Source organism: Natrinema gelatinilyticum, assembly GCF_024266705.1.
GTDB classification, from domain to species: domain Archaea; phylum Halobacteriota; class Halobacteria; order Halobacteriales; family Natrialbaceae; genus Natrinema; species Natrinema gelatinilyticum.
Genome location: NZ_CP100757.1, coordinates 842499 through 868574, shown reverse-complemented (window position 1 = coordinate 868574; position 26076 = coordinate 842499). Strand labels below are relative to the sequence as shown.

Below are 26076 nucleotides of genomic sequence, written 5' to 3'. Positions count from 1 at the left end.
CGATTCAGGCCGAATCGTGTCTCGAGAGGAGCAACACAAGCGATCGTTATCGATCTCGTCGATAGCGTCGGAGTTCTCGATGCTCGAGCGGTCGCCCAACTCTTCGCCCGTGTAGACGGACTGGATGATGCGGCGGACGATGTTACCGCTCTGGGTCTTGGGAACTCGTCGACGAACAACACTTCACGCGGACGGAACGGCTTGCCCAGTTCCGTGCCGGCCCGTGTGCGCAGCTCCTCGCGTAGCTCGTCGATTCCCTCGTTGTCGGTGACGACGGCGTACGTGACGACGGCGGTCCCTTTAATGTCGTCGGGTGCGCCGATCGCGGTCACTTGCGGTGGTCGTAGACGCGCTGGACCTTGCCGACCTCGGTACGGGCGATGCTGCCTTGGTCGACGAGCTCGAGATCGTCTGGCGTAAACGAGAGGACGTTCTGCAACCGGGTCAGGATCACGTTTCTCAGTTCGTCCTCGTTGCGGTTGCTCTCTTCGGTTGTTTCGATAGTAAGTTCCATGACGTCGAGTGATCCTTCCTTAGCAAGGTCGATGCGGTAGTATGGGGCAACGCCGTCGATCTCGAGGACGACGTGTTCGATTTCGCTGGGATAGAGGTTGACACCGCGGACGATCAACAGATCGTCTGCACGACCAGTGATGTTTTTCATGCGGACCATGGTGCGGCCACACTCACACTCGTCGTAGGTGAGCGTCGTGAGATCGCCCGTCCGGTAGCGCAGCACCGGCATGGCCTCTTTGGTGAGTGTGGTGAGGATGAGTTCGCCTTCTTCCCCTTCTTCGACGGGGTCACCCGTGCGTGGGTCGACGACTTCCGGGTAGAAGTGGTCCTCCCAGATGTGCAGGCCGTCCTGGGCCTCATGACATTCCGCGGCGACGCCCGGACCGATGATCTCCGAGAGGCCGTAGTTGTTGATCCCGGTCGCATTAAGTTGCTCCTCGATCTCCTCGCGCATCGGCTCAGTGCAGGTCTCCGCACCGTAGGCAATTACAGAAATCGGGAGGTCTCGTGGGTTCAGTCCCATCTCTTCGGCCGTCTCGGCGAAGTATAGTGCGTAGGAGGGCGTACACGCGAGGACGTCGCTCTCTAAGTCCTGTGCGAGTTCGATCTGTCGCTGTGTGCCGCCGCTGCTCGTCGGCACGACCGTCGTGCCGAGTTCCTCGGCTCCCTGATGGAAGCCAAGGCCGCCGGTGAACAGGCCGTAGCCGTAGGCGTTCTGGACGGTGTCGCCCGGTTCGACACCGGCCGCGGCCAGCGACCGTGCCATCGTTCGGCTCCAGATATCGAGGTCATCGTCGGTGTAGGAGACGATTTTGGGCTTGCCGGTCGTCCCGGAAGACGCGTGGATTCGCGTGAGTTCCTCGTCGTCGACGGCGAATAAGCCATCGGGGTACTGATCACGAAAATCCTCCTTGGTCGTCATCGGGAGCGTCGTGATATCCTCGAGGCTCTCGATGTCGTCCGGTTCGACGCCGGCGTCCTCGAGTTGCTCGCGGTAGAACGGAACGGTTTCGTATGCCCGTTTGACTGTCTCTGCAAGCCGATCTGTCTGTAGTTGATGGAGTGCTGCTCGGTCAAGTGACTCGTTACTACCTCGCATACCTACACGATGAACAGACCCCCTCAAAAAGATTCGTTATCTCGTGTCGGTTAGATCAGTTCTGGGCGGATCTCGTCGCCGAGGCGGCGAATACACTCGGCCATCTCGTCTGTCCCGGTACCCGGGTGATAGGTGCGGAAGATGAAGTGGATGTCGTCGCCGAGCGCATCGCGGTACGTCTCGAGTTCCTCGACGATCTGTTCGGGCGTGCCGAAGATGGCCTGCTCTTTCAGTTCCTGTTTTCGCTCGTTGGACAGTTCGTCGACAGATTCGCCGGAGAAGAGTTCCTCGTATCGACGCTGGATGTAGAAGTAGCCGTCACGCATCGCTTCCCAGGCTTCCTCGCGGGAGTCGCCGACGAACCCGTGTTGGAGGACGTAGACCTGAAAGTCACCGTCGACCTCCTCGTGTTCGCGGACGTTCTCGATGTCGTCCGTGCGCTTGCGGACGCCCTCGAGCGAGATGGCCGAAGGGGCACACCAGGCGTCCCCGATGCGGGCAGCACGTTGAACGGCAGGCTTGGCAGCGCCGCCGAGCATGATCGGGACGTCGTGAGCAGGTCTGGGCGTCACGTCGACGTCGGCCGAAACCTCGTGGAACTCGGGGTCGTAGTCGAGTGGGCCCGCAGACCACGCGCCACGGAGTACGTTGACGGTGTCGGTCAGTCGGTCGACTCGCTCGTCCGTGGAAATGCCGAACGCGTCGAACTCGTCGACGTTCGAACCGATCGACAGACCGAGCGTCGTCCGTCCGTCCGCGATCTGGTCGATCGTCGCGACGTCTTCGGCGAAGCGGACCGAATCGTACAGCGGGGCCAGCGCGATACACGGCCCGAGTTCGATGTCGTCCGTGACCGCCGCCAACGCACCCAGCGCAGGCGTGATCCCCGACATGTACCCGTCGTCGAGGAAGTGGTGTTCCGATACCCACGCGCTGTCGAGGCCGGCGTCGTCGACGACGCGGCCGAGTTCGAGCATCTCGTCGTAGATCTCGCTCATCGAACGGTCGTCGTCCGGTCGCTGTTGACAGGTAAACAGGCCAGTGCCGAGTTGCATACACCACTCAATTCAGGTGAATCGCCTTAACCCTTGGCGAAGGGGCGAGGTTCCGCCCGGAGACGACGGCCCGACCGTCACACCAAAGCTCGTCGAGTCGAACAGTCATCCCATGACAACGTTCACGTACGAGACGCAGGTAACAGTTCGATTTCGCGACCTCGATCCGATATGACGGGTCCACGACGCCGTCGTCCTGATCAACTACTCTCGGGGCGCTCAAGCGGCGATGACGAACCGTCGCCTACGACCGTGGTGAACCGCCTCGGGGTCACGCCCCGAGGCACTCGGCCTGCCCCGCCTGTAGAAACAGCTTTATCGTATACTATATCTACACGAAATACATGTCCGACCGGTATAACGTACTCTTCGAGTCGATCGACCTCGGACCCGTAACGGTTCCGAACAGAGTTTTTCAGCCGCCACACGGGAACGCGTACGGGCTCGGGGACCAGCAGACGAACTTCCGTGCTGAGAAAGCAAAGGGTGGGTTCGGCCTGATCGTCCAAGAGTACAGTCAGGTCCACGAGTCAACTGACGTCACGCCCGTCGACTCGGGATTCATCCATGACGACGAGACGATCCCACCACAGCGAGAGATGGTCGACACGGTTCACGACCACAGCGGAAAACTGTTCGTCGAGCTGTGGCACGGCGGTGCGACGGCCGGGAACTATGGGAGTCGCCGCCCGCCGCTTTCGGCGTCACAACTTCCAACCGGCAACTACTACACGCCCAAGGAGATGGAGTACGACGATATTCAGGAGATCGTCCAAGCGTTTGGCGATGGAGCAGACCGGGCGCGTCGCGCGGGCTACGATGGCGTCGAACTCCACGCCGCACACGGATACCTCATCTCGCAGTTCCTCTCGCCGTTCTACAACGATCGCGACGACGAGTACGGTGGTTCGCTCGAGAACCGGCTGCGATTCTTCCGGGAAGTCATCGACAGCGTTCGCGAGAACGTGAGCGACGACATGGCCGTCGGTGCCCGGTACACGATCGACGAACGCGTCGAGGGTGGACTGACTGCGGATGGCGAGGGACTCGAGATCGTCCGGCGAGTCGGCGACGACCTCGACTTCTGGGACATCGACATCGGCGTCAAACAGTCGATCGACGACATGATCGCACCGAGCCGCCGCCACTCGAAGAACTACCAGATGGACTTCGTGAAAGCTGCCACCGACGAACTCGACGTTCCCGTCGGTGGCACCGGGCGAATCACCGATCCGGACGACGCGGTCACGCTCCTCGAGGAGGGATACGTGGACATGGTCGGCATGGCGCGCCAGTCAATCTCGGACCCCTACTGGCCACGAAAGGTGAAGGAAGGTCGCGTCGACGAGATCCGGGAATGTATCGGCTGCAACGTCTGCGTCTCGCAGTCGAGACAGGGAATCCCGCTCACCTGCACGCAGAATCCCACGGTCGGGAGGGAAGCGATCTGGCCGCCCGAGGAGTACGACGAGGCAGCCGAACCGAAAGCCATCCTCGTGGTCGGCGGCGGACCGGCCGGCATGGAGTTCGCGAGGGTCGCTGGCGAACGTGGTCACCTCGTCCACCTCAATGAAACGGAGGACGTCCTCGGCGGTCGAGTCAACTTCGAAGGGTCTCTGCCGGACCTCGGCGAATGGAACCGAGTTCGTGACTGGCGGGCGACGGAACTCGAGCGACTCGACGACGTCGCCGTCCACACGGGAAGCAGAGCCGAGATGAGCTACGACGACGTCGAAAGCTACGGTGCGGAGGTCGTCGTCGTCGCGACTGGCGCGAGGTGGTCCGAGAAAGGCGAGACCTCGGGAACGCACCGCCCCGTCCCGGGCTGGAATCGCGACCACGTGCTGACTCCCGAAGACGCACTCGAGATCGATCCCTCGGGACGTCGCATCGTGATCTTCGACGAGGAGGGGTACAACGTGAGCGCCGGCGTCACCCAGTCGCTCGCCGCCAACAACGACGTGACGTTCGTAACGCCGGGGGCGAGCGCGTTCGATCAGGCGTTACACACGTTCGAACGGGGGACGATATTCACGACCCTCTTCGAGTCGGGCGTCGAGTTCGTAACTCACCACGCACTCGAGGAAGTCTGCGACGACGACGTCGTCGCCGTCAACGTTCACTCGGGGGAGCAGACCACGCTCGAGGCAGACTACGTCGTCTTCACGACGATGCGAAAGTCTATCGACGACCTTTACCGCGACCTCACGGCGAACCTCGACTCGCTCCGGCAGTCGACCGAGATCGAGGAAGTCCATGCTGTCGGCGACTGCGTCTCACCTCGGCGGATCGCCGACGCCGTTTATTCCGGTCACGAACTCGGTCGGCAGGTGTAGTCAGCAGACGGTTCACGTCAGGGCGGTGTTCGCGAGTCGCTGCCGTTCAGTAGTCGATGACCGTAATCTCCTCGACGGGCCATTGACTCAAGATTTCGACGCCGTTCTCCCGGACGACGACCATCTCCTCGACACGGACGCCCTGGCGGTCTGCCGGCTGCATCGTCTCGACGGCCATTGTCATGCCTTCCTCGATCTCGATGGGGTGGTCCGGCGAGAGGCCACGCCAGATCAGTGGCACCTCGTATAGCTGGAGCCCGAGGCCGTGGGCCCAGTGGTTGGTCGTCATCTGCCAGAAGTCGTCGGCGTCGTACCAGTTCATGTGCTCGCCGTCCTCGTCCGGGAAACCCTTGCAGATCTCGTCAGTTGTCGCGCCGGGCTCGATGCGCTCTAACACGTCGTAGAGATCGTCGCGAGCTTTCTCGTAGGCGTTTTGCTGGGCCTGCGTGGGCTCTCCCATGCTGAACGTACGGTAGTAACAGGAGCGATAGCCCAAGTAGCCAATGTTGTAGAAGTCAGCGTAGACCAGATCGCTGGGGCGGATCATACGGTCGGTCGTGTTGGCCTGATGCTTCGGCCACGTGTTCGGGCCGGAGGTGACGTAGCCGCCCTGGGCCATTGCGCCGTGACGCCAGAGTTCGCCCACCGCGTCGCCCCAGACCTCGGACTCGCGCTTGCCGGGCGTTGCGCTCTCGGTGATGGCCTGAAAGCCCGCCTCACAGATGGCTGCGACCTGCCGGAGACACTCGACCTCGTCGCGGGTCTTCACCTTGCGCGCGTCGAGCATGATGTCTGTGGCCGCGTTCGTGTCGACGTCGACGCCGCGGTCCTCGAACTTCTCGACGAGTGCGCCGTTGGCCACGTCGATGCCCAGCGGCTCTTTGGCGACGCCGTACTCTTCCATGGCCTCGTAGACCGTCTCGGCCATTTTGTCCTTGAGCCAGCGCCGCGCGGAGGGGCTCCCCGAGGCCCGGGGAACGTTCCCGAGGCCAGGACAGGCATACCGGATATCGTCGAGCCAGGGGCAGTTGAACCGCTGGTTCGAGGCGTGATCGGCCGTGTCCCAATGGACGATGTCTCCCTCCTCCGTGAGCAGTGTGTAGTGGTCCGCACCGCTGCCGCCGGTCATCGCGAGCCCGGTCACATACCGGACGTTCGGGTCGTTGATGAGCAACATCGACCCCAACTCCGAATCCTGGAGTCGCTCGAGCGCCCGGTCCTTGCGCTCGCGGCGCATGCGCTGAACGTTGATGCGCTCTTCCCAGTCGACAGCCATGGTTCCACGCGTTCCTTCCATGAAGTCGCGCTCGTACATCACACCCACGTACACAGAGGGAGCTAATGAAACTCCGGATTTGGTGGTGACATCTGACACACTACGTCGGGTCGCCGTGCTGTCAGCCTGCAACCCGCCCAAGCGTATAACTGGTTGCCACGTTCACTGACGGCTATGGCTCACGAGACGCTGATTCGTGTCGACCATACCGGCATCGCCGTCGAATCGATCGCCGACGCCGAATCTATCCTGTTCGCACTCGGCTGTCGGAAGCTCATCGAGGAGTCAGTCGCGGGCCGCTTCCGCTGGGCTCAGTACGACTTCGGGATGGACGCGTCGCGACTGGAACTCATCGAGCCCGAGAGTGACGACACCTTCCTGACCAAGTATCTCGACGACCATGGCCCTGGACTCCATCACATCACCTTCGAGGTCGCGGACATCGGGGTCGTCGTCGCGGCGCTCGAGGACGCCGGCTATCAGATCGTCGAGTACACGGAGTACGACGACTGGACGGAGGCGTTCGTTCCCCCGTCGAATCCAACCGGGGCGCTGTTCCAGTTGTTCGAGTACCACGAGGGGTACGACGAGGGCCGCCCGCCGGCAGCTGCGCTCTACGTCGACGGCCAGCGGTTAGAAGAAGCCTGATACGGGCTCCTGTCAATTAGTTCTAGTGTGACCGCAGGTCGGTTCGCGGTTGCATCGGTACATCGGTACAGCAGATCGAACGAAGAACTGATCAGAGCGGCTCGAGTCCGTTCTCCTCGCGGAGCGTGTCGATGTACTCTCGGAACCCGGTCTCGAGGTCGTATTCGACCTCGTAGCCGAGGTCGTCCTGTGCGGCGGTCATGTCGAGGTTCTGGGTCCACGGCAGTTCGCCGTCGTCGGAGACGTCGAGGTCGGCATTCGGGAGGATCTCGCGAACGGTGTCTGCGGCCTCGCGAATGGTGGCGAGTTCCCCGCGAACGTTGTAGATCCGCTGACTGAGGTCTTCGTCAGGAGTAAATGCCGCTTTCCGGAACGCCTGGGCGATGTCGCGGGCATGCTGCCAGTCGATGACCTGATCGCCGTAGTCGACGCTGAACGATTCCTCGAGGGCCGGCTTCTCGATGATGTTCGCGAGGAACGCCGAGCCGCCGGTCTCCCGGTAGGGGCCGTACGCGACGGTCGGGCGCAGGCCGACGTGGGAGATGTCGTAGTCCTCGTAGTAGACCCGAGCCTGGTGTTCGTTGTACTCTTTGGTCGCCCCATAGAGCGTGTCGGGGTAGACGAGTTCGTCTTCGTCGATGTACTCGCCGTCGTAGTTGTGCGGCGGCGCGTACACGGCAGCACTGGATGCCCAGGCGATCCGTTCGACCTGATCATCGAGCGTGCGTGCGGCTTCTAGGATGTTGTTCGTTCCCGCGACGTTGACGTCGAGGGCCGCACGCGGGTTGTCGCGTGCGGTGTTGGTCAGCAGCGCTGCCAAGTGAATGATGTGTGTCGTGCCGGTCTCTTTGACCGCGCGGATGACGTCGATTGCCTCGGAGACGTCGCCCCGCCGGATGGTGACGTCATCGGCGACGCCCAGTTTGTCCAGAATTCGATCGTCTGTCGATAGGTCGTAGGCGACGACGTCGTGTCCCGTATCGACCAGATCCTCGACGACGTACGAGCCGAGGAAGCCGGTGCCACCAGTGACGAGTACAGTTGACTCTGTCATCGTATACCAACGATGTGACGTACCAATATAAAAAAGGTTGTTATTACCGACGTTTCAGCAACACGTCTTCCGTCATCTATTTCGAATCACACAGGAACTGTCATGGTCTGGCACGACAACGCCTCGAGCCGGATGGACTCATCGACGCCTCGAGTATCGACTCCAATCACGGTATCGTCGCTGACGGTACCCGCTACACGTCCGGGCAGGTCGGCTGGGACGAGTCGTTCGAACTCGCGGGTGAAGACGTTGCTGCACAGACACACAAAGCGTTCGAAAACGTCGAGATGCTTCTCGAGGACGTCGATCGATCGCTGGCCGACGTGACGAAAGTAACCGCACACGTCGTCGATTTTCTCGCCAGTCGAGAGGCGTTCTTTACGCTGTGGAACGACGTGTTCTCGGAACCGCCGTATCCGTATCACACACTGCTCGGTCCACAGCAACTCGCACAGGAAAGATTGCTCGTCGAATTCGAGGTCGAAGTCCCAATCGACAAGGAGCCCCCGACTATTCGTGGAGACCGCCGACCTGTTCGTAGAACGATGACTGGAGCGACTCACCCATCTCCTCCTCACGATCGATACGCGCGTCGATGACGAACGGCACGTCGGCGTTCGTTCCCGCCTCGAGCGCGTCGGCAAGTTCGTCGGGCGTCACTGCACGCGTTGCCTCGGCACCGAACGCTTCGGCAGCCTTGACGAAGTCGGTGTCGTGGAACTCGACGCCGGCGATGTCGCCCTCCTCATCTTGCATCTGTCGGACCATACCCAGACTCGTATCGTTCAAGACGACGAACGTCGGCGCGACGCCGTGTTCGACGGCAGTCTCGACGCTGGTCATCGTCATGGCGAAGCCACCGTCTCCGGCGACACCGACGACGTCCTTGTTCGTCGTGATTGCGGCCGAGACGGCTGCCGGCGTGGCCCAGCCCATGCTTCCGACGCCACCGCTGCCGTAGTAGGTCCCCGTATCAGGGGCCTGCAGGTAGTTTAGAAGCCAGAAGCGGTTGTTGCCGGAGTCGGCCGTGACGATGGTGTCCTCGTCGACGACGGCTTCGATTTCTTTGACCGCGCGCTGGGGCTTGATGGGGGAGGCGTCCGACTCACATTTTGGATCGTCGAATGACTCCCGTGCCTCAGCGGCCCGATCGTATGCCCAGTCGTTGCTCACGTCAGCGGGGAGCGCGTCCGCGAGGTCAGAGAGGCTCTGCGTTGCATCGCCGATGAGTGCGACGTCAGCAGGGTAGACCCACCCGGCGTTGCGCGTGTCGATATCAGCGTGGATAATCGTCTGCTCGTCCGGCCGGATGAAACCGGGGGCCTGCCAGTTCGTGTCCATCGGGTTGAGCCGGGACCCGACGACCAGCAACACGTCGGCCTCGCTGACGACCTGATTGGCTCCTTCGTGGCCGAACGAGCCGATGACGCCTGCAGCCTGCTCGTGTGTCTCGGGGAACGTCGACTTGCCGAGATAGGAGGTTGTGACGACAGCGTCGGTTGCTTTGGCAACCGCCATCAGTTCGTCGTACGCGCCCGCGGAGTGGACGCCGTTGCCGGCGATGATGACCGGGCGCTCGGCGGCTGCCAGTTCGTCGACGGCCATCTCGAGGTCGTCGGCATCGGGGCGTGCCTCCCAGTTTTGTACCTGATCGTGGCCATCCCAGACCGGTGGCACTGGGTCCTCGGGCATCTCGTCCGAAACGGCATCACCGTCGAGGATGACGGCAGTCGGTCCGGAGCGGCCGGCCGTCGCGTGTTTAAACGCCAACTGCAGACTGCGGATAGTTTCCGTCGGCGAGCGGGGGAACCAGTGTTCTTTGGTGTACGCCTCGAGCGCCGAGGGGAGGTCCAGTCCGCCGTAATCGCCCCGTGCCTGCTGGTAGGGTGCAAGCGTGGAGTAGTCACCGCGCTCGCTGGCCTCCGTAATGACGACCATCGGTGAGGACGCGAGTTTGCCCTCCATCTGGCCGATAGCACCGAGACTGCCGATCCACGGTCCCTGCCCTGTAAGGACGCCAGGTTTGCCCGTCATCCGTCCGTACATCTCAGCCATGATACTCGCCTCACGCTCGTCGCGCGGGCGAACCATGGTCACGTCGGACTCAGGAACGAAATCGAGAATCTCGATGACCCGACCGCCCGGATATCCGAACAGATACTCGACATCCTGTGCGTCCAGTTCCTCGACGATGCGCTCGCCAGTCTTAGTCATGGATCTCGTCAAGTTGCACTGTCTCGTCGACGACGAGTGTCGGCCCTGCCTCGAGGTCGATGAATTCGGCGGCATCGGCCTGGACCTCCTGTCCAACTTCGGACTCGAAGGCTTCGTTGAGTGCTGCCATGTCGTCGAAGTAGAGTTCAAGGACGCCGTCGTACTCCACAGCATCTGGATTCGTCGGGACGGACGTAGTGTACTTTCGGAGACCTGGCAAGTCTTTTGCAATTGCTGCGTGCTCGCTTTGCCATCGCTCGGCGAACTCCTCGTGGTTGAACTCGTCCGTGCGGACGAGGAAGTCTACCATCTTGATCATGGTACTAACTCTCTCACAGTCCTCGTTCTTTGGTTTAATAACTATCGGTTCTAGTACTGTTTTGCTGATATCAGTGCCAAGATGTCCAATTCGATCTGGCAGCCTATTCGAATAGCTTGAACAAGCTTTAGTGAAGGCGGTCCCTCGAATACTGTATGTCACTCCCACCCGAGGTTGACCGGCCCGTCGAAACCGTCGAGCGAGCGATCGACATCGTCGACTACCTCAAGGAGAACGGACCTGCGACGATCGCCGAAGTAACGGACCATCTCGGCTGTGCCAAGAGCACTACCCATCGCTATCTAAAGACGCTCGAGGCGAATAGCTTCCTCATCGAGGAAGACAACAAGTATCGCCTCGGGAGCCGGTTTCTGGACTACGGCATCGTCGCTCGAGACAGGTATCCACTCTATCAGGAAGTGAAACCGAAAGTCGACGCACTCGCCGACGAGACCGACGAAAAGATCTGGTGTGTCGTCGAGGAACACGGACGGAGCGTCCACATCTATGGCGCGCAGGGAAAACGCTCTGTACGTACATATGCCCACTTGGGACACCGGAACTACCTCCATCAGCACGCCGCGGGAAAAGCGATACTGGCATATCTCCCGGACGAGCGGGTCAACAAGATCGTTGAGATGTACGGGTTGCCAGCGCACACACAGTACACGATAACGACCGAGGACGAGCTCTGGGAAGAGATCAGGACCATTCGCGAGCGCGGGTACGCGCTAAACATTGAGGAATCTGTCGAAGGACTCCACGCAATCGGGGCGCCGATCAAAGACGAGAATGGGTTCGCACTCGGCGCGATTAGCATCTCTGGACCCGCGAATCGCCTCGAGGGAACGTTCCTCCGGGACGAACTCCCAACACTGCTTCTCGGGACGGTAAACGAGATCACGATCAATCTCACATACGCCTGACGGACCCCTAAAGCGCATTCTCGAGAGTAACGCCGCTTCGAGTTCCTCCCCACTCACTTGACTGCCTCTCCGGCCAGTGACTACTACGATGCGTCGGTTCGTCCTCGCTTGGCCCTCACGATGCTGTCGAACGGATACTCGCCTCGTCCGCTAGTAGCCGTCAGAACGAGGTGTCTCCTCCGCTGACGCCGTTCACTCACAGTAAACGTATTGTTTGACGTTCGGGACCGCTCTGGCGATTGTTGCGACCGATACTAGCGTCGCTACGAATATAGGCCTTCGACGGCCAGATACTATGGTGGTAGTTAACATTGTATCTCCCTCAGCGATTCGAGTTATTCGAATATACATCGATGACAACTTGTCACAAGGAGCTAATCCGCTTGCCATTACAGTTTTAGTCTTGTAATTGGGAGCGGCATGTGAGACGACACCCCGCGTCATACTACTTGTTTCTGCTGTTTCAACTGGAGGTCACGGTGAGACAGAACCGGGTACTGGTCTTCTTTCTCGAAGGCGGAGAAGAGTTCACACGATAATTGATCAGTACCGGCACTGAGAGCCGCTGAAGCCCTGTATTCAATGAGGATGAACACCGTCTTCGAATACACTGATTTGTAATACTCCCCAGGAAATGATTTGATGCCAAATCAGCCCGCAGTTGCGCGATTACTCTGACTATTCCTCGACTGTAGCCTGTGGACGGTAGACGACATGCGTTCATTGTCACTGAACAGTTAGTGGTATGATGAAAAGCGCTTCTCAGCTAGTAGTATCTAAATCGAGAAATCCCTACCCGAATGATTTTTCATGGTAGTATTCCAATCGACGCACGACATATGGTGTATGCACCCATAGAGACTGAAGACCGTGCAGAAATCCGTGAGATCCAGGAGGAACGCCTCCGCGAAACGGTCGAGCATGCGTACGAAACCGTTCCGTTCTACCGCGAGCAACTCGAGGACGCCGGCGTCGAACCGGACGACATCGAGAGCCTCGAGGATATCACGAAGCTTCCGATGACGACCAAGGAGGATTTTCGTGATGAGTACCCCGACGGCTTATTCGCCGTCGGCGACGAGGAACTCACGCGGATCCACGCGTCCTCCGGGACGACCGGCAAGCCCAAAATCGTCTCCTACACCGACGACGACATCGGCGTCTGGAGCGAAGTCGTCGCCCGCTCGCTGAAAGCTAGCGGTGTAAATCCGGGCGACACCGTCCAGAACGCCTACGGCTACGGTCTGTTCACCGGCGGCCTCGGACTTCACTACGGCGTCGAAGAACTCGGCGCGACTGTTATTCCCATCGGGAGTGGCGGCACACAGCGCCAGATCGAAATGATGACCGACCTCGAGAGTGACGCGCTCGCGTGTACGCCCTCCTACGCGCTGTACCTCGCCGAGACGGCCGAAGAGATGGGCCACGATCCAAAAGAGCTCCCCATTTCGACGATCATCTTCGGCGCTGAACCGTGTACCGAGCCGATGCGCGAGGAGATCGAAGAGCGACTCGATGTGAACGGCATCGATATTTATGGGCTGTCAGAGATAATCGGACCGGGTGTTTCCAACGAGTGCCACGAGGCCCAGGATGGCCTGCACATCTGGGAGGACCACTTCTACCCGGAAGTCGTCGACCCACGCACGGGTGACCCCGTCGAAGAAGGGGAAGAAGGCGAACTCATCCTCACCACACTCACCAAAGAGGCCATGCCGGTGCTGCGCTACCGGACGGGCGATCTCACGACGCTCACCTACGACGAGTGTGAGTGTGGCCGCACCATGGTCCGCATGGATAACGTCACTGGTCGTACAGACGATCTGTTGATCGTCCGCGGTGTCAACCTCTATCCCAGCGAAATCGAACACGTCGTCCTCGAGATCGACGGCGTTGCCCCATACTACCGCATCGACCTTGCTAAGGAAGGATCACTCGACGTCATGGAACTTACTATCGAAACAACCGAAGAGAGCGACCGCAACGAGGACGAACTGAGAAACGTGATCCTGACCCGGTTGCAGAACGTCCTCTCGTTTACGCCGGACGATCTCGAACTCGTCGACCATGGCGGCATCGCCCGTACCGAGGTCGGCAAGGTCAAGCGCGTTTACGACCACCGCGATTGACATCCTCCTCCGGCTTAAGCCAGAGGAATCCCGAGCGGTGGGATATTAGGGTTTGCAGTCCACCACTTGTTTCCTCGGTGAGAATCCGTGGGACAAGTCATGAAGGTAGACTCCGGGCTGTGCCAACCAGCCGGTACTCCTATCCTCGTCCAAATTGGCCGACGACTCGGAGTTACTTTGATTCACGTCGAGACGGATGTTCTCCGCCCCGTTTACGTCAGCGTTGAACGCCGCCTCACACGCCTCACACACGTACAATCCGCGTTCAACACGCTGACTATCATCTTCCGTACCACACACAGAACACGTCTTGCTCGTGTCGCGCTCAGACACTTCTCCGACTTCGATCCCCTCTATTTTCGCCTTGTACGTGAGGATGGTGGTGAAGCGGTCGAACGCCCACCCGTGCAAGTCAAGATTGCCGTGCCGACCCCAATTCTTTGACTCGCCGGTCTCATCCTCTCGGACACCATCGAGGTTCCCGACGGTGATACGCCCGACTTCTTTCTCGACACACCGTTCGACGATGTGTTTCGCGAGACTGTGGAAGAAGTGGGTTCGGCGCTCCGCCCACGTGTGGTGTAATCGTGTGGCCTCAGTACCTCCCGAGTCGTCGCATGTGGCGATTTCTTTCGGGAAGTAGTAGCCGTCCTGTTTGAGGCGATTACCAGGGTACAAGTCGGCATCCTCGGTGCTGTATGCGACGGCGGCAAAGTTGCAGATGCCGAGATCGATGCCCGCTGTCTCGGTACCGGGAGCGTCGGGTGTTTCGACTTCGAGCTTGCAGACGAGGTGAAGTTCCCATCGCTCCTCCGCCTTGCTGTAGACGGCCCTGACTTGTTGCAGGTTTTCAACCGTGACTTCGGGACGAGTCTCGTATTCAACGAGGATATAGTCCCAGTCTCTCGGGTGGTCTTTGTGATTCGCACCTTTCGAGAGTCGAACTCGGTTGTGCTTTGTGTCGTGACGGATGCCCTTCTGCTTCCACGTTACCGTGCTACGTGGGTGTTCTTCGTGGACACGGTTGCCATCGTTGTCGTAGTAGTTTTTCTTGCGGTAGCTGGGCGGATTTGCCCGAGAGTCGTTCTTGCGTTTGCCGTACCACGAGTTGAAGGCTTCAGCGAGTTCCTCCAGAACGCGCTGACTGGACTGAGAATGGTGTCCTTTGTAAGTTGTGTGACCTTTCAACTCGCTTTTCAAGTCCGAATCGTCGGGAATCTCGCCCGTATCGTCCCACACTTGGCGGGAGTGATGGTTTGCAACGTTCCACAGCTTCGATGCACTCCATCCGTGCAGGTCGAACATCCGTTCCACTTGTGAGTGGTTGCGGATTTTCGCTCGGTAAGTGCGGTGGATGTGCATTCGTGAAACGCCTTCATAACTGGTTATGGAGTGTCGTATTATGAATGTTTAGATTAGGGCGTGGAGAGGGGTGTCAGCGATGGCAGTATGGAAATGGTCGAGCTAGTGGGAGTTGGTGAACTCAATGCTCGACCAACTAGTGAAACGAGCACGCGAGCAAAGAGTGTTTTCACGCGAGGACACACCGACCGACCAACGGATTGAGGCGGCATTTCTGTACCATCTTGGCCTGTCTTACCGCCAGGTGGGCGAGTGGCTCGGCCACTTGCACCAGACGGTCCACGAGTGGTATACCGCGTTGGCTGACCTGTTCGAGCCGGAACCTGACGAGCACGGAACAGTGGTCGTCGACGACCGCGAGGTGTACGTCTGGGCGGCGATCAATCGCCAGACGTACGAAGTGATCCACGTCGAGGCCTCGCCCGGTCGCTCTGAACTCGACGCGTTGCTGTTCCTGCGGGCCGTCCTCGACACCGTTCGAGGACGGCCCGTGATTGTCGTTGATCGCGGACCCTGGTACAACTGGAGCCTCGACGAGCTCGATCTGCCGTGTGAATCGCGCCGAGAAACGTGGGGTGATCGCTCGATCGTCGAATCGTGGTTTAGCCCGTTCAAACTCCGCATCAGGCGGTTCTTCGATCGGTTTCCGTATCGGAGTTCGTGGCAATCAGTTGATCGTTGGACGAAAGCCTTCGCGTGCATTCACAATGCGAGGTGCTAACGCTGACACCCTTAGGGCGTGGAATATCCGGCCATGCCATCGAACGGTGGTTAGTATAGGATAGTGTCGGATTCATCTTGCGCCTAAAGGCGCAGGTATTCTCCTTGATTTCGTATAACGACATGTTTCAGGGACGATAGACACGTCCGCGGAATGTCGCAACTCTGTTCCCATTTTCGCCCGTTACTACAATCTCGTATTCTGCAGTTCGACCGGAGATGTGCGTCTCCTCAGCCGTGGCCGTGAGCGTCTCGTCAGTGTCGGCGGCTTCCAGATATGAGATGTTTGCCTCTAGTCCGACGGCGGCATCGCCGTGGGAATTCGACGCCGCAGCGAACGCGGCGTCCGCAAGCGAGTAGATTGCAGCTCCGTGGGGAGTTCCATGAAAATTCAGCAGTTCCTCGGTGATCGTCAGCTCCATACGAGCGAATCCTGTATCTAGCGCAACGATCTCGATACCGAGCGTCTCGCAGTATGGATCGGAGTCAATACGTGACCGTGTTTCGCCAGATACGTCCGACATACAGAAGACTCATACAGAAAGCTGACGTAAATACGTATTGGTGATTGGTAACACAGATAACAGTTATTGGGATGAAGAATCAGAATGTAAAGTTATTTAATGACTGTTTGCGAAATCGGAGCATGGCCTACAGTTACGAGCCACATCACTTCGAGGACTTCGAAGAAGGGCAGGAATTCATCAGCGTTGGCCGGACCGTCACGGAGTCGGACTTCATGATGCACTCGGCACTTAGCGGAGACTGGACGGAACTGCACACCAACAAAGAGTACGCAGCCGAACAGGACGATTTCGGCGAACGCATCGCCCACGGCCCCATGACGTTCGTGCAGGCGACCGGGTTCGTCTATCGCACCGGCATTGTTGAGCGGACCGCGCTCGCGTTCCTGGGCATGAACTACATGGATCTTCCCAACCCGGTCTTCATCGGCGATACGCTTCAGCTCGAAATGGTGGTCACGAAGACGAAAGAAGTCGGTCGTGACGACGCCGGACTCGTCGTCCTTGACACGGAGATGGAAAATCAGGACGGCACCACCGTCCTCGAGGGCGACATGAAGTTCCTTATCAAGAAAAAGGACTGAGGCACCGTCTTCGTTTGGACGGTAACGCTCAAGAGGAGCCCGTCCCCCTCACCAAGTCGTCTGACATCCTGTTTCTCGAATGGCGTGACGGCGAGGCGTGACGGCGAGATCAGAGCTGAGAACGCATGTTCGGACGGTCGGTAATCCATACAGTGAGGTGTTGCGTATGGTCTCTCCGCAGTTCGATTGGAGACACAGTCGAACGAAGAGCCGTAGTATCGATCTATTTCCACGGTCCGTGAACTCCGTCGATGACATCGACATAAACCAGAATGGAAATGGAAGCCCAGTTGGTGGGCCGACCGCGTCGATAATACGGTCGCGATGCGGTCGGCGGTGGTGAGTCGGTACTGACGATCCAGGAACGGCCGCGCATCACACGCGGCACAGAGCGGCTACGCGAACTTCTCGAAGGGCTGCTCGCAGTCGTTGCAGTAGTGCATCGACCGGCAGAGCGATGGCCCTTTTGGATGGTCGCGCTCGGTGTTCTCCGAGCCACAGTAGGGACACTCGGCCTGCTCGAACTTCCCGGACGTATCGACGCTGGGATCTAGGTTGCGCATGGTTAGACACTCAGTCCGAATTCGCGGAGCGATTCTTTGCCCTGTTCGGTGACCATGTCGACGGTCCAGCCGGGCGACCAGACCACGGAGATCTCCGCCTTGTCGATGCCATCAACGGCGGCCACGGACTGTTTGACCTCGTTGATCAGCATGTCACGGGCGGGACACCCGGTGTATGTCAGCGTCATGTCGACTGCGGCGACACCGTCCTCAACGGAGACGCCGTAGATGAGCCCAAGGTCGACGATGGAGATTGGCATCTCCGGGTCCTCGACTTCGTAAAGGGCCTGCCAGACGCAGCGCTCGACGCCTTCGGCTCCCGTCCCGGTGGCTGGCACCTCGCCCTCGACGGACTCTTTCTCGTCGTATTCGACATCCTCGTCGCTGTCGTAGCTCGTATAGGCGCAAGCCGTCGCGTCATCGTCACGCTCCGGGCGCTCGTACTCGCTACTCATCGTCGTCCATGATGTGGGTGGCGTAGTCGCGACCGAGTTCGTCGTAGGCCTCCGTCATCTCGTCTAGGAGCGATGCCCAGTCGTCGGTGTGGTTCCCGTCACGGCCAATCTGCGCTGGCAGATCGTCCGGCGAGACGTGGATGTCGTACTGCTCGGGGAGGTCGATCCCCGGCACGTCGATCCCGATCGACTCGAGGAAGGTGCTGACACGGTCGTGCCACTCGTCTCGGAGTTCGACGAGTGCCTCGCTCCGCAGGCCACGTTCGACAATCGTGGCTTCGACGTCCTCATCGGTCGGCTCGAAGAGCGTCAGCGCGTAGGGGTACAGCCGGTCGACAGCGTCCTGCACGTTCTTGCGGCCCTCGTCGTCGGCTGCGAGGCGCTCGAGCCAGTTCGTTGCGTACTCGAGGTGGTAGTCCTCTTCGCCGAGGACCTTGCCGACGCGGTCGCGGATGGGCGCAAACGTCGAGTTCTCGAGTGCGTGCAATCTGATATCCTCGGCCACGTCGTAGAGATAGGCACGGACAATGGCGTCGGCCCAGTCACCCTCTGCGAAGGGTTGTTCGACGAGCGTGCTATGAGTGAAGTCCGCGGCGTCGCGCTCCCAGATCAGGTCCGTCTCGTCGTAACCGAAGTCCTTGAGCACCTCATACCAGAGGCGGGCGTGGCCCAGTTCGTCCTGTGCGATGTTTGCCATGGAGATGTCCGACTCGAGCGTCGGGGCGCGGACCTGCCACTCGGTGTAGCGCTCGGCTAAGACGAGTTCATCGTCGGCGAGACGGAAGAGCAGGGCCTGCACCGCTTCCTGCTCGGCCTCGTCGAGGTCATCGGTGTCGGCGAACGTGACCTCGTCAGCGGCCGCCATTATGCCTCACCTTGCTTGCGCTCTGCTTCGGTGAGTTCTTTTTCGGAGGCCTCGACTTCTTCGGCCGCCGGCTCGACGTTGTACGTTCGGGCGAACCGGTAGGACTTGTTCGTCGTCCCGCCGAACTTCGCGTCCTCGGTGTCGACCTCGCCAATCTCGTCCTGAGGAACAACCCACAGACTGTTGGTCGGCTTGCGTCGGCCGTGCTGGACCTCCGCGAACAGCAGCGCCATCTCACGGTCAGGTGCATGAACGTTGCCACAGTGGGTGTGATAGTCACCCGCCTGGTTCTGTCGGAAAACTTCCCAAATCATTGTTAGTCAGCCGCCTGTGGTGATTGTCCGTCCGCTGCGAGCGCTTCCTGTTCGTCGAGGGCGTTGCGGACCCATTCGACTGCGTCCTGTGCGCGCTTACGACTGTTGATCTGACCGACGCCGGGCTCGTAGTCGTTTTTCGCGATGGTGAAGAACTCGTCCCAGTCGAGGTCGTCCTCGACGACATCGTACGTGCCGTCGCCGTTCTCACGGATCTGCGGCTTGTCCGGGATCTCAAGGCCGTACTTCTTGGCCTTGGGGAGGTACATGTTGAGGAACGCATTCCGGAGTTCATCGTTAGTCATGACCTTCAGGCCAACGTCCGCAGAGAAGTCGTGGTGAGACGACTGGTCGTCAGTTGGGCCGAAGAACTGCAGGATGCGCGGCCACCATTTGTTGAAGGCTTCCTGCGTCATCTCCTGTTCTTTCTTCGAGCCGTTCATCAGCTCACTGAGGATGCTCTCGCCGTGTTTGACGTGGAAGCCTTCCTCGAAACAGACCTTGTCCATTGCGTGGGCGTAGGGTTCCCAGCTGGACTTCTTGAGTGTCGCCTGTCGGCGCATCGCCGCCCCGTCGACGAAGAACGCGATCATCGGCGTCTCGACCCACGAGTCCATGGGGTAGTGAAAGCAGTTGAGGAATTTTCCGTTGCCCTCGGCCAGATCGTCGAGCATCTCTTCGCGGGTCTTGATGCCCAGCGATTCAGCGGCCCGGTAGAGTAACTGCCCATGACCGATCTCGTCTTGGACCTTGGCGCTGAAAGCCATTTTCCGCTCCAAGCTCGGTGCCTTGCGGATGAACGGCCGCTCTAAATACGCGCCCATGATTTCGCTGTTGGCGTGGAATTCGAGCATTCGGGTCGCTGCCTTCCGATACTCCTCCGGGAGGTCGTCCTTCGGGCTGAATTCCCGTGGACCCGCACGTTCCTTGACTTCCTCGACGTTCATTGTTCATCATGTACTATGGGCGGTCGGTGCTTACTAATTGTGCAGTCTATAGACTGGATTTATATACTCTTATCCCGAAACGACAGGTGATGATAGACGAGTGCCTGATGACGGAGTTCCGTATTGAGGGCGACGACTGCCCGCTCGCGGACGCGACACGCAACCTTGAGGGAACCGTCGATTCTGCCCCGCCACTGTTGCGTGACGATGGAAACGTCTTGCTCCGGTTCAGTTCCTCGTGTGGGGATGAACTGACGGCGGAACTCGATAGCGACGACCGCATTCGTTACCTCTATCAGGCAAAGACAGATGGTCGATACAACTACCGGTGTCTGTCGCTGTATCGCTGTGTCGTCCACGAACTCATCAGTACCGGCTTCATAGCCGAATCACTAACGTACCAAAACGGGAACGCAATTTTGATGGGGGCAGTCGTCGGGAATGATATCCTCAAAAATGTATTGGAGACTGCAGGTCAGACTGTCGGGATTCAACTCAAACGGGTGTATTCGATGCGACCCGAGAACGACGAGGCGGTCGACAAGCAGTGGGATATTACCCCAGCACAGGAAGAGAGCCTCCGTTATGCACTGCAGCTTGGCTACTTTCAGGTTCCCCGGCAGACGACTGCAGAGGAGGTCGCAGACGCACTCGACATTAGCAAGACGGCCTTCCTCGAACGGCTTCGTCGAGCACAGGAGGCGCTGTTTTCGGAACTGTTCTCCGATGTCGACCAGCAGGCTAGCAACGACAATTAATTATGGACCGGTTCAGGATACTGCTATATACGAATCAACGATGGATCTACCCGACGGATCACCTTCGACCGGCCAGAAATCCATAAGGTTTTGATTGTCGAGCGAAACACCTCAACTATGGAGATCGACCTGCCTGGCATCGACAGCCAGCGGCTCATCGACACGCACGCCCACCAGCCCACGAGCGAGTTCCTGCACGACGCAGGCGGCGAGATGATGGAAGACGCCGCAAACAAGTTTGGAACCGAGTTGGAGACGTGGGATTACGAGGCGATGCTCGAGGAGTACGAAGAAGTGGGGATCGGGCGCTCCATCCTGCTGGGGTGGGACGCCGAAACCAACACCGGCAGCCCACCGGTTCCAAACGACTACGTGGCCGAGATCCGAGATGAACACCCCGAGTTCTTCATTGGATTCGGGAGTGTCGATCCGTTAAAAGACGACTGCGTCGAGGAAGCAATTCGGTGTGTCGAAGACCTGGACCTCGACGGGTTCAAATTCCAGCAGATTGCCCAGGGCTTCGACCCATCTGCAGACCGTCACACGCACCTCTGGAACACCATCGAGGATCTAGGCGTGCCAGTCATCTTCCACGGCGGCAACTCGACGCTCGGAGCTGGCAGTCCCGGCGGTCGCGGCTTGCGGATCGAGTACGGTGATCCGATACTCGTCGACCGGGTGGCTGCCAACCATCCTGACCTCCAGATCCTACTTGCCCATCCCGCGTTCCCCTGGGAGAAAGAGCAACTCGCCGTCTGCCAGCAGAAGGGCAACGTCTACATGGATCTCTCCGGGTGGATCCCGAAGTACATCGACGATCAGGTCCTCCACTACGCCGGGTCCGTCCTCCAGGACAAGGTGATGTTCGGGACCGACTACCCGATGATCCATCCCGAAGACTGGCTTGCATCGTTCGCAAAACATACCGACTTTGATGAGTCGGTCCAGCGAAAGATTCTCTACGAGAACGCTGAAGGGTTCCTCGGACTCTCATAGTCTGTCTTGAGTATATTTCGATTTTGGTAAGAGTCGTATCTGTTTTGGAGCAGTGTTCCAGACGGCTATGGCCGAAAGCCACTCCTCCTCGGTCGATGGGTTGGTTGGTATGGCCAGGAGGGAGTCATAGGACTCTTCTCACAGTGTGTGATCAGGAAAAGTGTGAGTACCCTACGATCTCTAACAATATTCCGTCGTCGTTCGAGACAATGTATCTCCTCGAACGGGGTACGAGGGTTCGAACGAAGCCCACCGGAGACAACCCTGAAAATACTGGAAATCGAAACGACGCTGTCAGACGCTGAGACAAGGTATTTCTCGCATCGAGGTGTTAACAAATGAGCAATTGCGACGAATGTCGACTGCCGAACTACATGAGACTACGCCACGATCAAACTCTAGCAACCGTTAGAAGTTTTTACTCAAAAATGTTGCTAAAACAGTGGAACATCTCGCCAAGATCCCTGTCAAGAAATTACAAGATATCCTCGACAACCTGGGGAAAAGAAGCCGATACAACGGCTCTTAGCGGCGATAGCGTCCAAAAACGGCGTTACGCAGACTGAACTCACCGTGTTCTGATCATCGTGCTGGATGGAGCGCCGTCTTTCCAGGCGACAGCCGTTACGGACTTGGCGGCCCGCGACAACCTCGCCTTCGTAACGTTGCCAGCGTACTCACTAGAGCGAAATTCGGTTGAAGAGTGGTGAAGACAACTCCAAGCGGCACTCAGCATTCGCTTCTTTGAATTACTATACGACGTTACAACAGCGATTAATCAGCCCTCCGCGCCAACAGTGAGTATTTATTTCTGACTTCTACCATAGGGCCGCAATAGGGAAGCAACCTGAGCAGCACTTCGCACGAGACGAAGTGCACGGGTCAGTTTGAGGCAACGAGAAAACGTCGCCACCGTCGTTCAAGTGAGTATCTCATTACGTTATGCTATCCGCGTTTGACTTCCTCCACTTCATCCAGAAGGCGGAGTCGGTGTCGGACGAAGAGATGCACTGGACGTTCGACGTGGCAACGGGGTTCGTCATCTCGGTGTCGGAGACGGACGCCGACGCGCTGGCGGCGGCCGTCGAGGGACGGGTGATCGGTCGGGTCGAAGACGGTGCCGCCGTCGAGATCCGAGGCCTGTCGGTGTAAGAACCACTCCCTCGTCGATCCCGTCGGGAGATCACCTCCCAGTCACCGGACGGATCGATGGCTGCGATCGTCGCCGAGCCAGTCGCCGATGACGGCGATCGAGACGATCGTCGCCGCGAGAAACGCGACTGGGATCGTCGTGAGCCACCACGCATCGCTAAACTTGTATTGACTCCCGAACCCGACCAGTATCGCCTCACCCCAGGAGGGCGTAGCGCCGTCGTTCAACCGCAAAAACGCGACGGCGGCCTCCGCGAGCAGTACCGCGGGAATCTGCTGGGTCGTCGCGACAGCGACGGACTCCCGTATGTTGGGCAGAACGTGTCGACGGAGGACGTACAGTGGCCCGCCTCCCAGGCACCTCGCCGCTCGCACGAACTGCTCCTGTTTGCACTGGAGCACCTCGCTCCGGACGATCTGGGCGACCCCGCCCCACCCGAGCAGCCCGAACACGAGTACGAAGAGGTGCAGGCTCGGGCCGAAGAGGTAGACGAGCACGACGTAGGCGACGAGTGGGGGTATCGATCGCTGGATCTCGATGTAACTCACGAGCGCGTCGTCGACGATGCCGCCGACGAACCCTGCCGTCGCGCCGACCGCGACGGCGAGAGGCGCCACGATCGCGGCGACGATCACCGCGACCTGCAGGCTCACGCGCGCCCCGACGGCGACGACGGCGACCATGTCTTTGCCGTGGGCGCTCGTTCCCAGGGGGTGCCGAAGCGTCCCGTGGCAGGTACCGTCCTCGACCGGTCCGACGCACTGTCCCGGCACGAACTCGGGAACGCCCAAAAACGCAGGGGGTTGCATCGATTGGGTGAGATCCGAGTGGGGCGTACCGACGAGCCACGCGCCGATCGTTCCCACCAGAACGAAGATGCAGAGGTAGACGACGCTCGCGAGGACCGTCGGATTCGCCCGCAACTCCCACAGGCGGCGGAGGGTCCGTCTCGGCGTCGCCACCAGCGGTACCGCGACGTACCAGCCAAGCACCTGGAACGACAGGAGAAACAGCCAGTCGATCGGGTCCGGGTACCACCCGAACGCGAGCGGGCCACCGCTGGCGCGAACGAACAGATCGTACCCTGCGACGACCGCGACCACGCCGGCGGAGACCAGAAAACCCGCGGTCCGTATCGATGGCGCTGGCAACGGTGAGCGGTTCGACGACAATCCGGTCCGGTCGAGTTCGCGCTCGCCGATCGTATCGACGGCGGTCGAATCGGTGGCATCCTCGTCTGCTCCCATTGCTCTATCAGTCCGCGACTCGTGGCGGTTGGTCGAACCACTAAACCGACGGCCAAGAGGGTTTCGGTACGATTCTTTGATAACGTTTAAGCGACGCGCCGTCACAGTCGTCAACGGTAGTGACCCGCGATTCGACCTCGACGACGCCTTGCTCCAGTCCGCCGGGGGGGCGGCACGGACACCTTTTGCCGCAGTCGTTCGTCCCGGCCACACCGGATCGATCGTCTCGGCACTGTCGGCCCGAGGGCGGTCGACCGAACAGCTGTGATAGATCTCGGCGGCACTGTCCGGTGGTTCGATGACCCGATGGCGCTATCTCCTCCGACGAATCGCCTTCGCGATCGTCTCCGTCTGGATCGTGGCGACGATTGCGTTCGGACTCGTCGCGCTGACGCCGGATCCCGGCGACGATGCCGCCTACGGTTCGGCGGCGATCGAAGCGGCGGGACAGGGCGCCGACGCGGAGGACGTCATCGAAGAGGCCGAAGAGGCGCGGCGATCCTACAGGGAGGCTCGGAACCTCGACGAACCCGTCTGGGAACGGTACCTCAGCTGGATGCGCGGCCTGGCGACGTTCGAATGGGGAGTTTCTCACACACACGATGTTCCAGTGTCATCGCTTCTCGTCGATCGTCTCGCCGTTACGCTTGGGTACGTGCTACCCGGTACGGCTATCGCGCTGGTCGGCGGCGTGGTCCTCGGTACTTACTCTGGATTCCGACCGGACTCGATACCCGCTCGCATCACGATCGGCACGTCGTACGCCGCGTTCGGCATTCCAAGCTTCTGGATCGCGAACGTCGCCATACTTCTCGGTACCTACGAATACGGCGTGCCACTCACCAATTACGAACCGAGTCTAGGGGTCGTGGACCCGCACAACCTGGGGCAACTCGTCCTTCCTGCGCTGTTGCTCGGAACCGGTCTGCTGGCTGGGCAGGCCAGGTTCGTCCGTGCAGAAGTGATCGATCACGAACGCGCCGATTTCGTCCGGATGGTTCGGGCGAAAGGAGTTGGAGAGTTCGGCGTCGCGTGGCACGTCCTTCGCGTGGCTATGCTCCCCCTCGTGACGCTTTTTCTCTCGAATCTACTCGGCGCACTCGTTCTCAACGTGTTCGTCCTCGAGTACGTATTTGGACTTCCCGGATTCGGAGATTTAAGCTACCAGGCGATCGTCCATCGGGATCTGCCGCTAGTCGTTGGAACGACGATGCTCATCGCCTACGTCGGAGTGTTCGGCACCCTGGTGAAGAATCTCGCGCACACCGCGATGGACCCCCGAGTCGAACTCGAACGGTGACGGTCCGTCGCCCTATTCGGGTGCGTGCCGTCACCCGACTTTCGTAGCGACCTCCCGGATCGTCTCGTACTCCTCGTCGCTGTACGCGATACCCCGCACGTCTTCGAGCGCGTCGGTTCGTACTCACGGATCGTCTCGCAGATAATGCGCGCACCTACCTCGAGGTCGAATCCCGCGACACCACAGCCCAGTGCCGGGATCACGAGCGGCTCGCAGCGCGGTCGTCGGCCGCCTCTCGTTTCAGCGCGGAGATTTCATCCGAGACGTTTCCTTCGATCAGCGTCGAGTTGTTCCACTCCACATCCTTGAGGCTCCGAGAGGCGACGTACTTGAGCATACTGTTCAGTTTCGCCGCCATAGGGTGGTCATCGCTGTCGACGTTAGGCCAGTATGCTGCGAGTATCTCGTACGTCTTTCGGCCGAACAAGAGCGCGTCACTCTTCAACACCTCATTAAGCTTGAACTCATCGTCTTCGACGTCTTCGTCGTCTTCGGGCCCATGCTCGAATTGGAAAATCCAGCCGCCATGTTCGAACCCGCCACTTCGATCCTCGTCGGGACTTCCTGGGGCTTGTGCGACGCCGTCTATCGACGTGAACTCAGATACGATTATGTTTCTCGTGCGACGCCCACCGCAAGCCAGGAGATATTAACCTTATCGACGAGCGTGTCATACAACGGTTCCTAACAAGCAGTATTCACTGTCTCGATGTCGA

Annotated in this window: 26 protein-coding genes and 3 pseudogenes; 12 read left to right on the top strand and 17 right to left on the bottom strand. The window is 59.5% G+C overall.

The annotated features are described in order from the left end of the window. Positions 1-39 precede the first annotated feature (39 nt). The 3 genes and pseudogenes from NJU76_RS22175 to NJU76_RS22165 form a co-directional block, all read right to left on the bottom strand. Positions 40-335, bottom strand: a pseudogene (locus NJU76_RS22175) (AMP-binding enzyme); the annotation flags it as partial. Beyond that, the gene (gene paaK / locus NJU76_RS22170; protein ID WP_254532647.1) at positions 329-1615 is read right to left on the bottom strand and encodes a phenylacetate--CoA ligase PaaK; all 1287 of its coding nucleotides are present in this window, start codon (positions 1613-1615) and stop codon (positions 329-331) included. The pseudogene NJU76_RS22175 and the gene paaK (NJU76_RS22170), both read right to left, overlap by 7 nt. Before the next feature lie 50 nt (positions 1616-1665). After that, positions 1666-2670, bottom strand: coding sequence for an LLM class flavin-dependent oxidoreductase (locus tag NJU76_RS22165; RefSeq protein ID WP_254532646.1), 1005 nt, complete (start codon positions 2668-2670; stop codon positions 1666-1668). A gap of 344 nt (positions 2671-3014) precedes the next feature. On the opposite strand from NJU76_RS22165, the gene NJU76_RS22160 reads away from it, so the two are divergent. Then, the gene (locus NJU76_RS22160; RefSeq protein WP_254532645.1) at positions 3015-5006 is read left to right on the top strand and encodes an oxidoreductase; all 1992 of its coding nucleotides are present in this window, start codon (positions 3015-3017) and stop codon (positions 5004-5006) included. Between the two features lie 46 nt (positions 5007-5052). On the opposite strand, the gene NJU76_RS22155 is transcribed toward NJU76_RS22160, so the two are convergent. Continuing rightward, positions 5053-6321, bottom strand: a complete 1269-nt coding sequence (locus NJU76_RS22155) for a M24 family metallopeptidase (protein WP_254532644.1) — start codon at positions 6319-6321, stop codon at positions 5053-5055. Positions 6322-6456: 135 nt separating this feature from the next. Here NJU76_RS22155 and NJU76_RS22150 point away from each other — a divergent pair, with 135 nt between their 5' ends. Then, positions 6457-6930 carry a VOC family protein gene (locus tag NJU76_RS22150; RefSeq protein WP_254532643.1) on the top strand — a complete coding sequence of 158 codons (474 nt, stop codon included), beginning with the start codon at positions 6457-6459 and terminating at the stop codon, positions 6928-6930. Positions 6931-7021: 91 nt separating this feature from the next. Here NJU76_RS22150 and NJU76_RS22145 read toward each other — a convergent pair whose 3' ends face one another. Then, the gene (locus NJU76_RS22145) at positions 7022-7984 is read right to left on the bottom strand and encodes an NAD-dependent epimerase/dehydratase family protein (RefSeq protein ID WP_254532642.1); all 963 of its coding nucleotides are present in this window, start codon (positions 7982-7984) and stop codon (positions 7022-7024) included. Positions 7985-7998: 14 nt separating this feature from the next. Between NJU76_RS22145 and NJU76_RS22140 the strand changes: the two genes are divergently transcribed. After that, positions 7999-8583, top strand: coding sequence for a RidA family protein (locus NJU76_RS22140; protein ID WP_254532641.1), 585 nt, complete (start codon positions 7999-8001; stop codon positions 8581-8583). Here the strand turns inward: NJU76_RS22140 and NJU76_RS22135 are convergent. Both NJU76_RS22135 and NJU76_RS22130 read right to left on the bottom strand, forming a co-directional pair. Next, positions 8495-10198 carry a thiamine pyrophosphate-binding protein gene (locus tag NJU76_RS22135; RefSeq protein ID WP_254532640.1) on the bottom strand — a complete coding sequence of 568 codons (1704 nt, stop codon included), beginning with the start codon at positions 10196-10198 and terminating at the stop codon, positions 8495-8497. The two genes, NJU76_RS22140 and NJU76_RS22135, sit on opposite strands and share 89 nt — an antisense overlap. Beyond that, the gene (locus NJU76_RS22130; RefSeq protein WP_254532639.1) at positions 10191-10517 is read right to left on the bottom strand and encodes an EthD family reductase; all 327 of its coding nucleotides are present in this window, start codon (positions 10515-10517) and stop codon (positions 10191-10193) included. Before NJU76_RS22130 ends, NJU76_RS22135 begins: the two co-directional genes overlap by 8 nt. A 155-nt stretch (positions 10518-10672) precedes the next feature. Here NJU76_RS22130 and NJU76_RS22125 point away from each other — a divergent pair, with 155 nt between their 5' ends. Continuing rightward, on the top strand, positions 10673-11443 hold the full coding sequence (locus tag NJU76_RS22125; RefSeq protein ID WP_254532638.1) for an IclR family transcriptional regulator: 771 nt from the start codon (positions 10673-10675) through the stop codon (positions 11441-11443). An 839-nt stretch (positions 11444-12282) separates the two neighbouring features. Next, positions 12283-13572 (top strand): phenylacetate--CoA ligase PaaK, encoded by a 1290-nt coding sequence (paaK, locus tag NJU76_RS22120; protein ID WP_254532637.1) that lies wholly within the window; start codon positions 12283-12285, stop codon positions 13570-13572. 45 nt (positions 13573-13617) lie between these two features. Here paaK (NJU76_RS22120) and NJU76_RS22115 read toward each other — a convergent pair whose 3' ends face one another. Next, positions 13618-14934: an RNA-guided endonuclease InsQ/TnpB family protein gene (locus NJU76_RS22115; protein ID WP_254532636.1), complete on the bottom strand. Its 1317-nt coding sequence runs from the start codon at positions 14932-14934 to the stop codon at positions 13618-13620. 124 nt (positions 14935-15058) lie between these two features. Here NJU76_RS22115 and NJU76_RS22110 point away from each other — a divergent pair, with 124 nt between their 5' ends. Beyond that, complete coding sequence (locus NJU76_RS22110; protein ID WP_254532635.1) at positions 15059-15655, top strand: DDE-type integrase/transposase/recombinase; 597 nt, start codon at positions 15059-15061, stop codon at positions 15653-15655. Between the two features lie 127 nt (positions 15656-15782). Here NJU76_RS22110 and paaI read toward each other — a convergent pair whose 3' ends face one another. Continuing rightward, positions 15783-16178 carry a hydroxyphenylacetyl-CoA thioesterase PaaI gene (paaI, locus tag NJU76_RS22105; protein WP_254532634.1) on the bottom strand — a complete coding sequence of 132 codons (396 nt, stop codon included), beginning with the start codon at positions 16176-16178 and terminating at the stop codon, positions 15783-15785. 122 nt (positions 16179-16300) lie between these two features. Here paaI and NJU76_RS22100 point away from each other — a divergent pair, with 122 nt between their 5' ends. Beyond that, a complete protein-coding gene (locus NJU76_RS22100) occupies positions 16301-16762 on the top strand; it encodes a MaoC family dehydratase (RefSeq protein ID WP_254532633.1) in 462 nt (153 codons plus the stop codon). Positions 16763-17157: 395 nt separating this feature from the next. Here NJU76_RS22100 and paaE read toward each other — a convergent pair whose 3' ends face one another. From paaE to paaA, 5 genes are read right to left on the bottom strand one after another with little or no spacing between them, the layout of a single operon-like run. After that, the gene (paaE, locus tag NJU76_RS22095) at positions 17158-17325 is read right to left on the bottom strand and encodes a 1,2-phenylacetyl-CoA epoxidase subunit PaaE (RefSeq protein WP_254532632.1); all 168 of its coding nucleotides are present in this window, start codon (positions 17323-17325) and stop codon (positions 17158-17160) included. Between the two features lie 2 nt (positions 17326-17327). Further along, complete coding sequence (gene paaD, locus NJU76_RS22090; RefSeq protein ID WP_254532631.1) at positions 17328-17780, bottom strand: 1,2-phenylacetyl-CoA epoxidase subunit PaaD; 453 nt, start codon at positions 17778-17780, stop codon at positions 17328-17330. Next, entirely contained in the window at positions 17773-18645 is an 873-nt protein-coding gene (paaC, locus tag NJU76_RS22085) for a 1,2-phenylacetyl-CoA epoxidase subunit PaaC (protein ID WP_254532630.1), read from the bottom strand. Before paaC ends, paaD begins: the two co-directional genes overlap by 8 nt. Further along, positions 18645-18959, bottom strand: coding sequence for a 1,2-phenylacetyl-CoA epoxidase subunit PaaB (gene paaB, locus NJU76_RS22080; RefSeq protein WP_254532629.1), 315 nt, complete (start codon positions 18957-18959; stop codon positions 18645-18647). Before paaB ends, paaC begins: the two co-directional genes overlap by 1 nt. Before the next feature lie 2 nt (positions 18960-18961). Further along, on the bottom strand, positions 18962-19906 hold the full coding sequence (paaA, locus tag NJU76_RS22075; RefSeq protein ID WP_254532628.1) for a 1,2-phenylacetyl-CoA epoxidase subunit PaaA: 945 nt from the start codon (positions 19904-19906) through the stop codon (positions 18962-18964). Positions 19907-19995: 89 nt separating this feature from the next. Here paaA and NJU76_RS22070 point away from each other — a divergent pair, with 89 nt between their 5' ends. The 4 genes and pseudogenes from NJU76_RS22070 (at position 19996) to NJU76_RS22050 (ending at position 22812) form a co-directional block, all read left to right on the top strand. Continuing rightward, entirely contained in the window at positions 19996-20664 is a 669-nt protein-coding gene (locus tag NJU76_RS22070; protein ID WP_254532627.1) for a helix-turn-helix domain-containing protein, read from the top strand. A gap of 117 nt (positions 20665-20781) precedes the next feature. Next, on the top strand, positions 20782-21660 hold the full coding sequence (locus NJU76_RS22065) for an amidohydrolase family protein (protein WP_254532626.1): 879 nt from the start codon (positions 20782-20784) through the stop codon (positions 21658-21660). Between the two features lie 578 nt (positions 21661-22238). Further along, positions 22239-22475 (top strand): annotated as a pseudogene (locus tag NJU76_RS22055) (transposase); the annotation flags it as partial. 127 nt (positions 22476-22602) lie between these two features. Continuing rightward, entirely contained in the window at positions 22603-22812 is a 210-nt protein-coding gene (locus NJU76_RS22050) for a hypothetical protein (protein WP_340681242.1), read from the top strand. 42 nt (positions 22813-22854) lie between these two features. Here the strand turns inward: NJU76_RS22050 and NJU76_RS22045 are convergent, their stop codons facing one another. Further along, complete coding sequence (locus NJU76_RS22045) at positions 22855-24060, bottom strand: ABC transporter permease (RefSeq protein ID WP_254532625.1); 1206 nt, start codon at positions 24058-24060, stop codon at positions 22855-22857. 298 nt (positions 24061-24358) lie between these two features. On the opposite strand from NJU76_RS22045, the gene NJU76_RS22040 reads away from it, so the two are divergent. Beyond that, entirely contained in the window at positions 24359-25360 is a 1002-nt protein-coding gene (locus NJU76_RS22040) for an ABC transporter permease (RefSeq protein WP_254532624.1), read from the top strand. Between the two features lie 30 nt (positions 25361-25390). Here the strand turns inward: NJU76_RS22040 and NJU76_RS22035 are convergent. Together NJU76_RS22035 and NJU76_RS22030 are read right to left on the bottom strand one after the other, a co-directional pair. Beyond that, a pseudogene (locus NJU76_RS22035) lies at positions 25391-25575 on the bottom strand (macro domain-containing protein); the annotation flags it as partial. Then, positions 25560-25970 (bottom strand): dihydrofolate reductase family protein, encoded by a 411-nt coding sequence (locus NJU76_RS22030; protein WP_256567118.1) that lies wholly within the window; start codon positions 25968-25970, stop codon positions 25560-25562. The gene NJU76_RS22030 and the pseudogene NJU76_RS22035, both read right to left, overlap by 16 nt. Between the last annotated feature and the right edge of the window lie 106 nt (positions 25971-26076).

Bases quoted from the DNA above. Each gene is read 5' to 3' on its own strand.
- NJU76_RS22125 (WP_254532638.1), top strand. From the start codon at position 10,673: ATGTCACTCCCACCCGAGGTTGACCGGCCCGTCGAAACCGTCGAGCGA.
- paaC (WP_254532630.1), bottom strand. From the start codon at position 18,645: ATGGCGGCCGCTGACGAGGTCACGTTCGCCGACACCGATGACCTCGAC.
- paaD (WP_254532631.1), bottom strand. From the start codon at position 17,780: ATGAGTAGCGAGTACGAGCGCCCGGAGCGTGACGATGACGCGACGGCT.
- paaK (WP_254532637.1), top strand. From the start codon at position 12,283: ATGGTGTATGCACCCATAGAGACTGAAGACCGTGCAGAAATCCGTGAG.
- paaA (WP_254532628.1), bottom strand. From the start codon at position 19,906: ATGAACGTCGAGGAAGTCAAGGAACGTGCGGGTCCACGGGAATTCAGC.
- NJU76_RS22050 (WP_340681242.1), top strand. From the start codon at position 22,603: ATGCTATCCGCGTTTGACTTCCTCCACTTCATCCAGAAGGCGGAGTCG.
- NJU76_RS22155 (WP_254532644.1), bottom strand. From the start codon at position 6,321: ATGTACGAGCGCGACTTCATGGAAGGAACGCGTGGAACCATGGCTGTC.
- paaI (WP_254532634.1), bottom strand. From the start codon at position 16,178: ATGTCGGACGTATCTGGCGAAACACGGTCACGTATTGACTCCGATCCA.
- NJU76_RS22150 (WP_254532643.1), top strand. From the start codon at position 6,457: ATGGCTCACGAGACGCTGATTCGTGTCGACCATACCGGCATCGCCGTC.
- NJU76_RS22115 (WP_254532636.1), bottom strand. From the start codon at position 14,934: ATGCACATCCACCGCACTTACCGAGCGAAAATCCGCAACCACTCACAA.
- paaK (WP_254532647.1), bottom strand. From the start codon at position 1,615: ATGCGAGGTAGTAACGAGTCACTTGACCGAGCAGCACTCCATCAACTA.
- NJU76_RS22070 (WP_254532627.1), top strand. From the start codon at position 19,996: ATGATAGACGAGTGCCTGATGACGGAGTTCCGTATTGAGGGCGACGAC.
- NJU76_RS22110 (WP_254532635.1), top strand. From the start codon at position 15,059: ATGCTCGACCAACTAGTGAAACGAGCACGCGAGCAAAGAGTGTTTTCA.
- NJU76_RS22130 (WP_254532639.1), bottom strand. From the start codon at position 10,517: ATGATCAAGATGGTAGACTTCCTCGTCCGCACGGACGAGTTCAACCAC.
- NJU76_RS22040 (WP_254532624.1), top strand. From the start codon at position 24,359: ATGACCCGATGGCGCTATCTCCTCCGACGAATCGCCTTCGCGATCGTC.
- NJU76_RS22100 (WP_254532633.1), top strand. From the start codon at position 16,301: ATGGCCTACAGTTACGAGCCACATCACTTCGAGGACTTCGAAGAAGGG.
- paaE (WP_254532632.1), bottom strand. From the start codon at position 17,325: ATGCGCAACCTAGATCCCAGCGTCGATACGTCCGGGAAGTTCGAGCAG.
- NJU76_RS22160 (WP_254532645.1), top strand. From the start codon at position 3,015: ATGTCCGACCGGTATAACGTACTCTTCGAGTCGATCGACCTCGGACCC.
- NJU76_RS22135 (WP_254532640.1), bottom strand. From the start codon at position 10,198: ATGACTAAGACTGGCGAGCGCATCGTCGAGGAACTGGACGCACAGGAT.
- NJU76_RS22045 (WP_254532625.1), bottom strand. From the start codon at position 24,060: ATGGGAGCAGACGAGGATGCCACCGATTCGACCGCCGTCGATACGATC.
- NJU76_RS22165 (WP_254532646.1), bottom strand. From the start codon at position 2,670: ATGCAACTCGGCACTGGCCTGTTTACCTGTCAACAGCGACCGGACGAC.
- NJU76_RS22145 (WP_254532642.1), bottom strand. From the start codon at position 7,984: ATGACAGAGTCAACTGTACTCGTCACTGGTGGCACCGGCTTCCTCGGC.
- NJU76_RS22065 (WP_254532626.1), top strand. From the start codon at position 20,782: ATGGAGATCGACCTGCCTGGCATCGACAGCCAGCGGCTCATCGACACG.
- paaB (WP_254532629.1), bottom strand. From the start codon at position 18,959: ATGATTTGGGAAGTTTTCCGACAGAACCAGGCGGGTGACTATCACACC.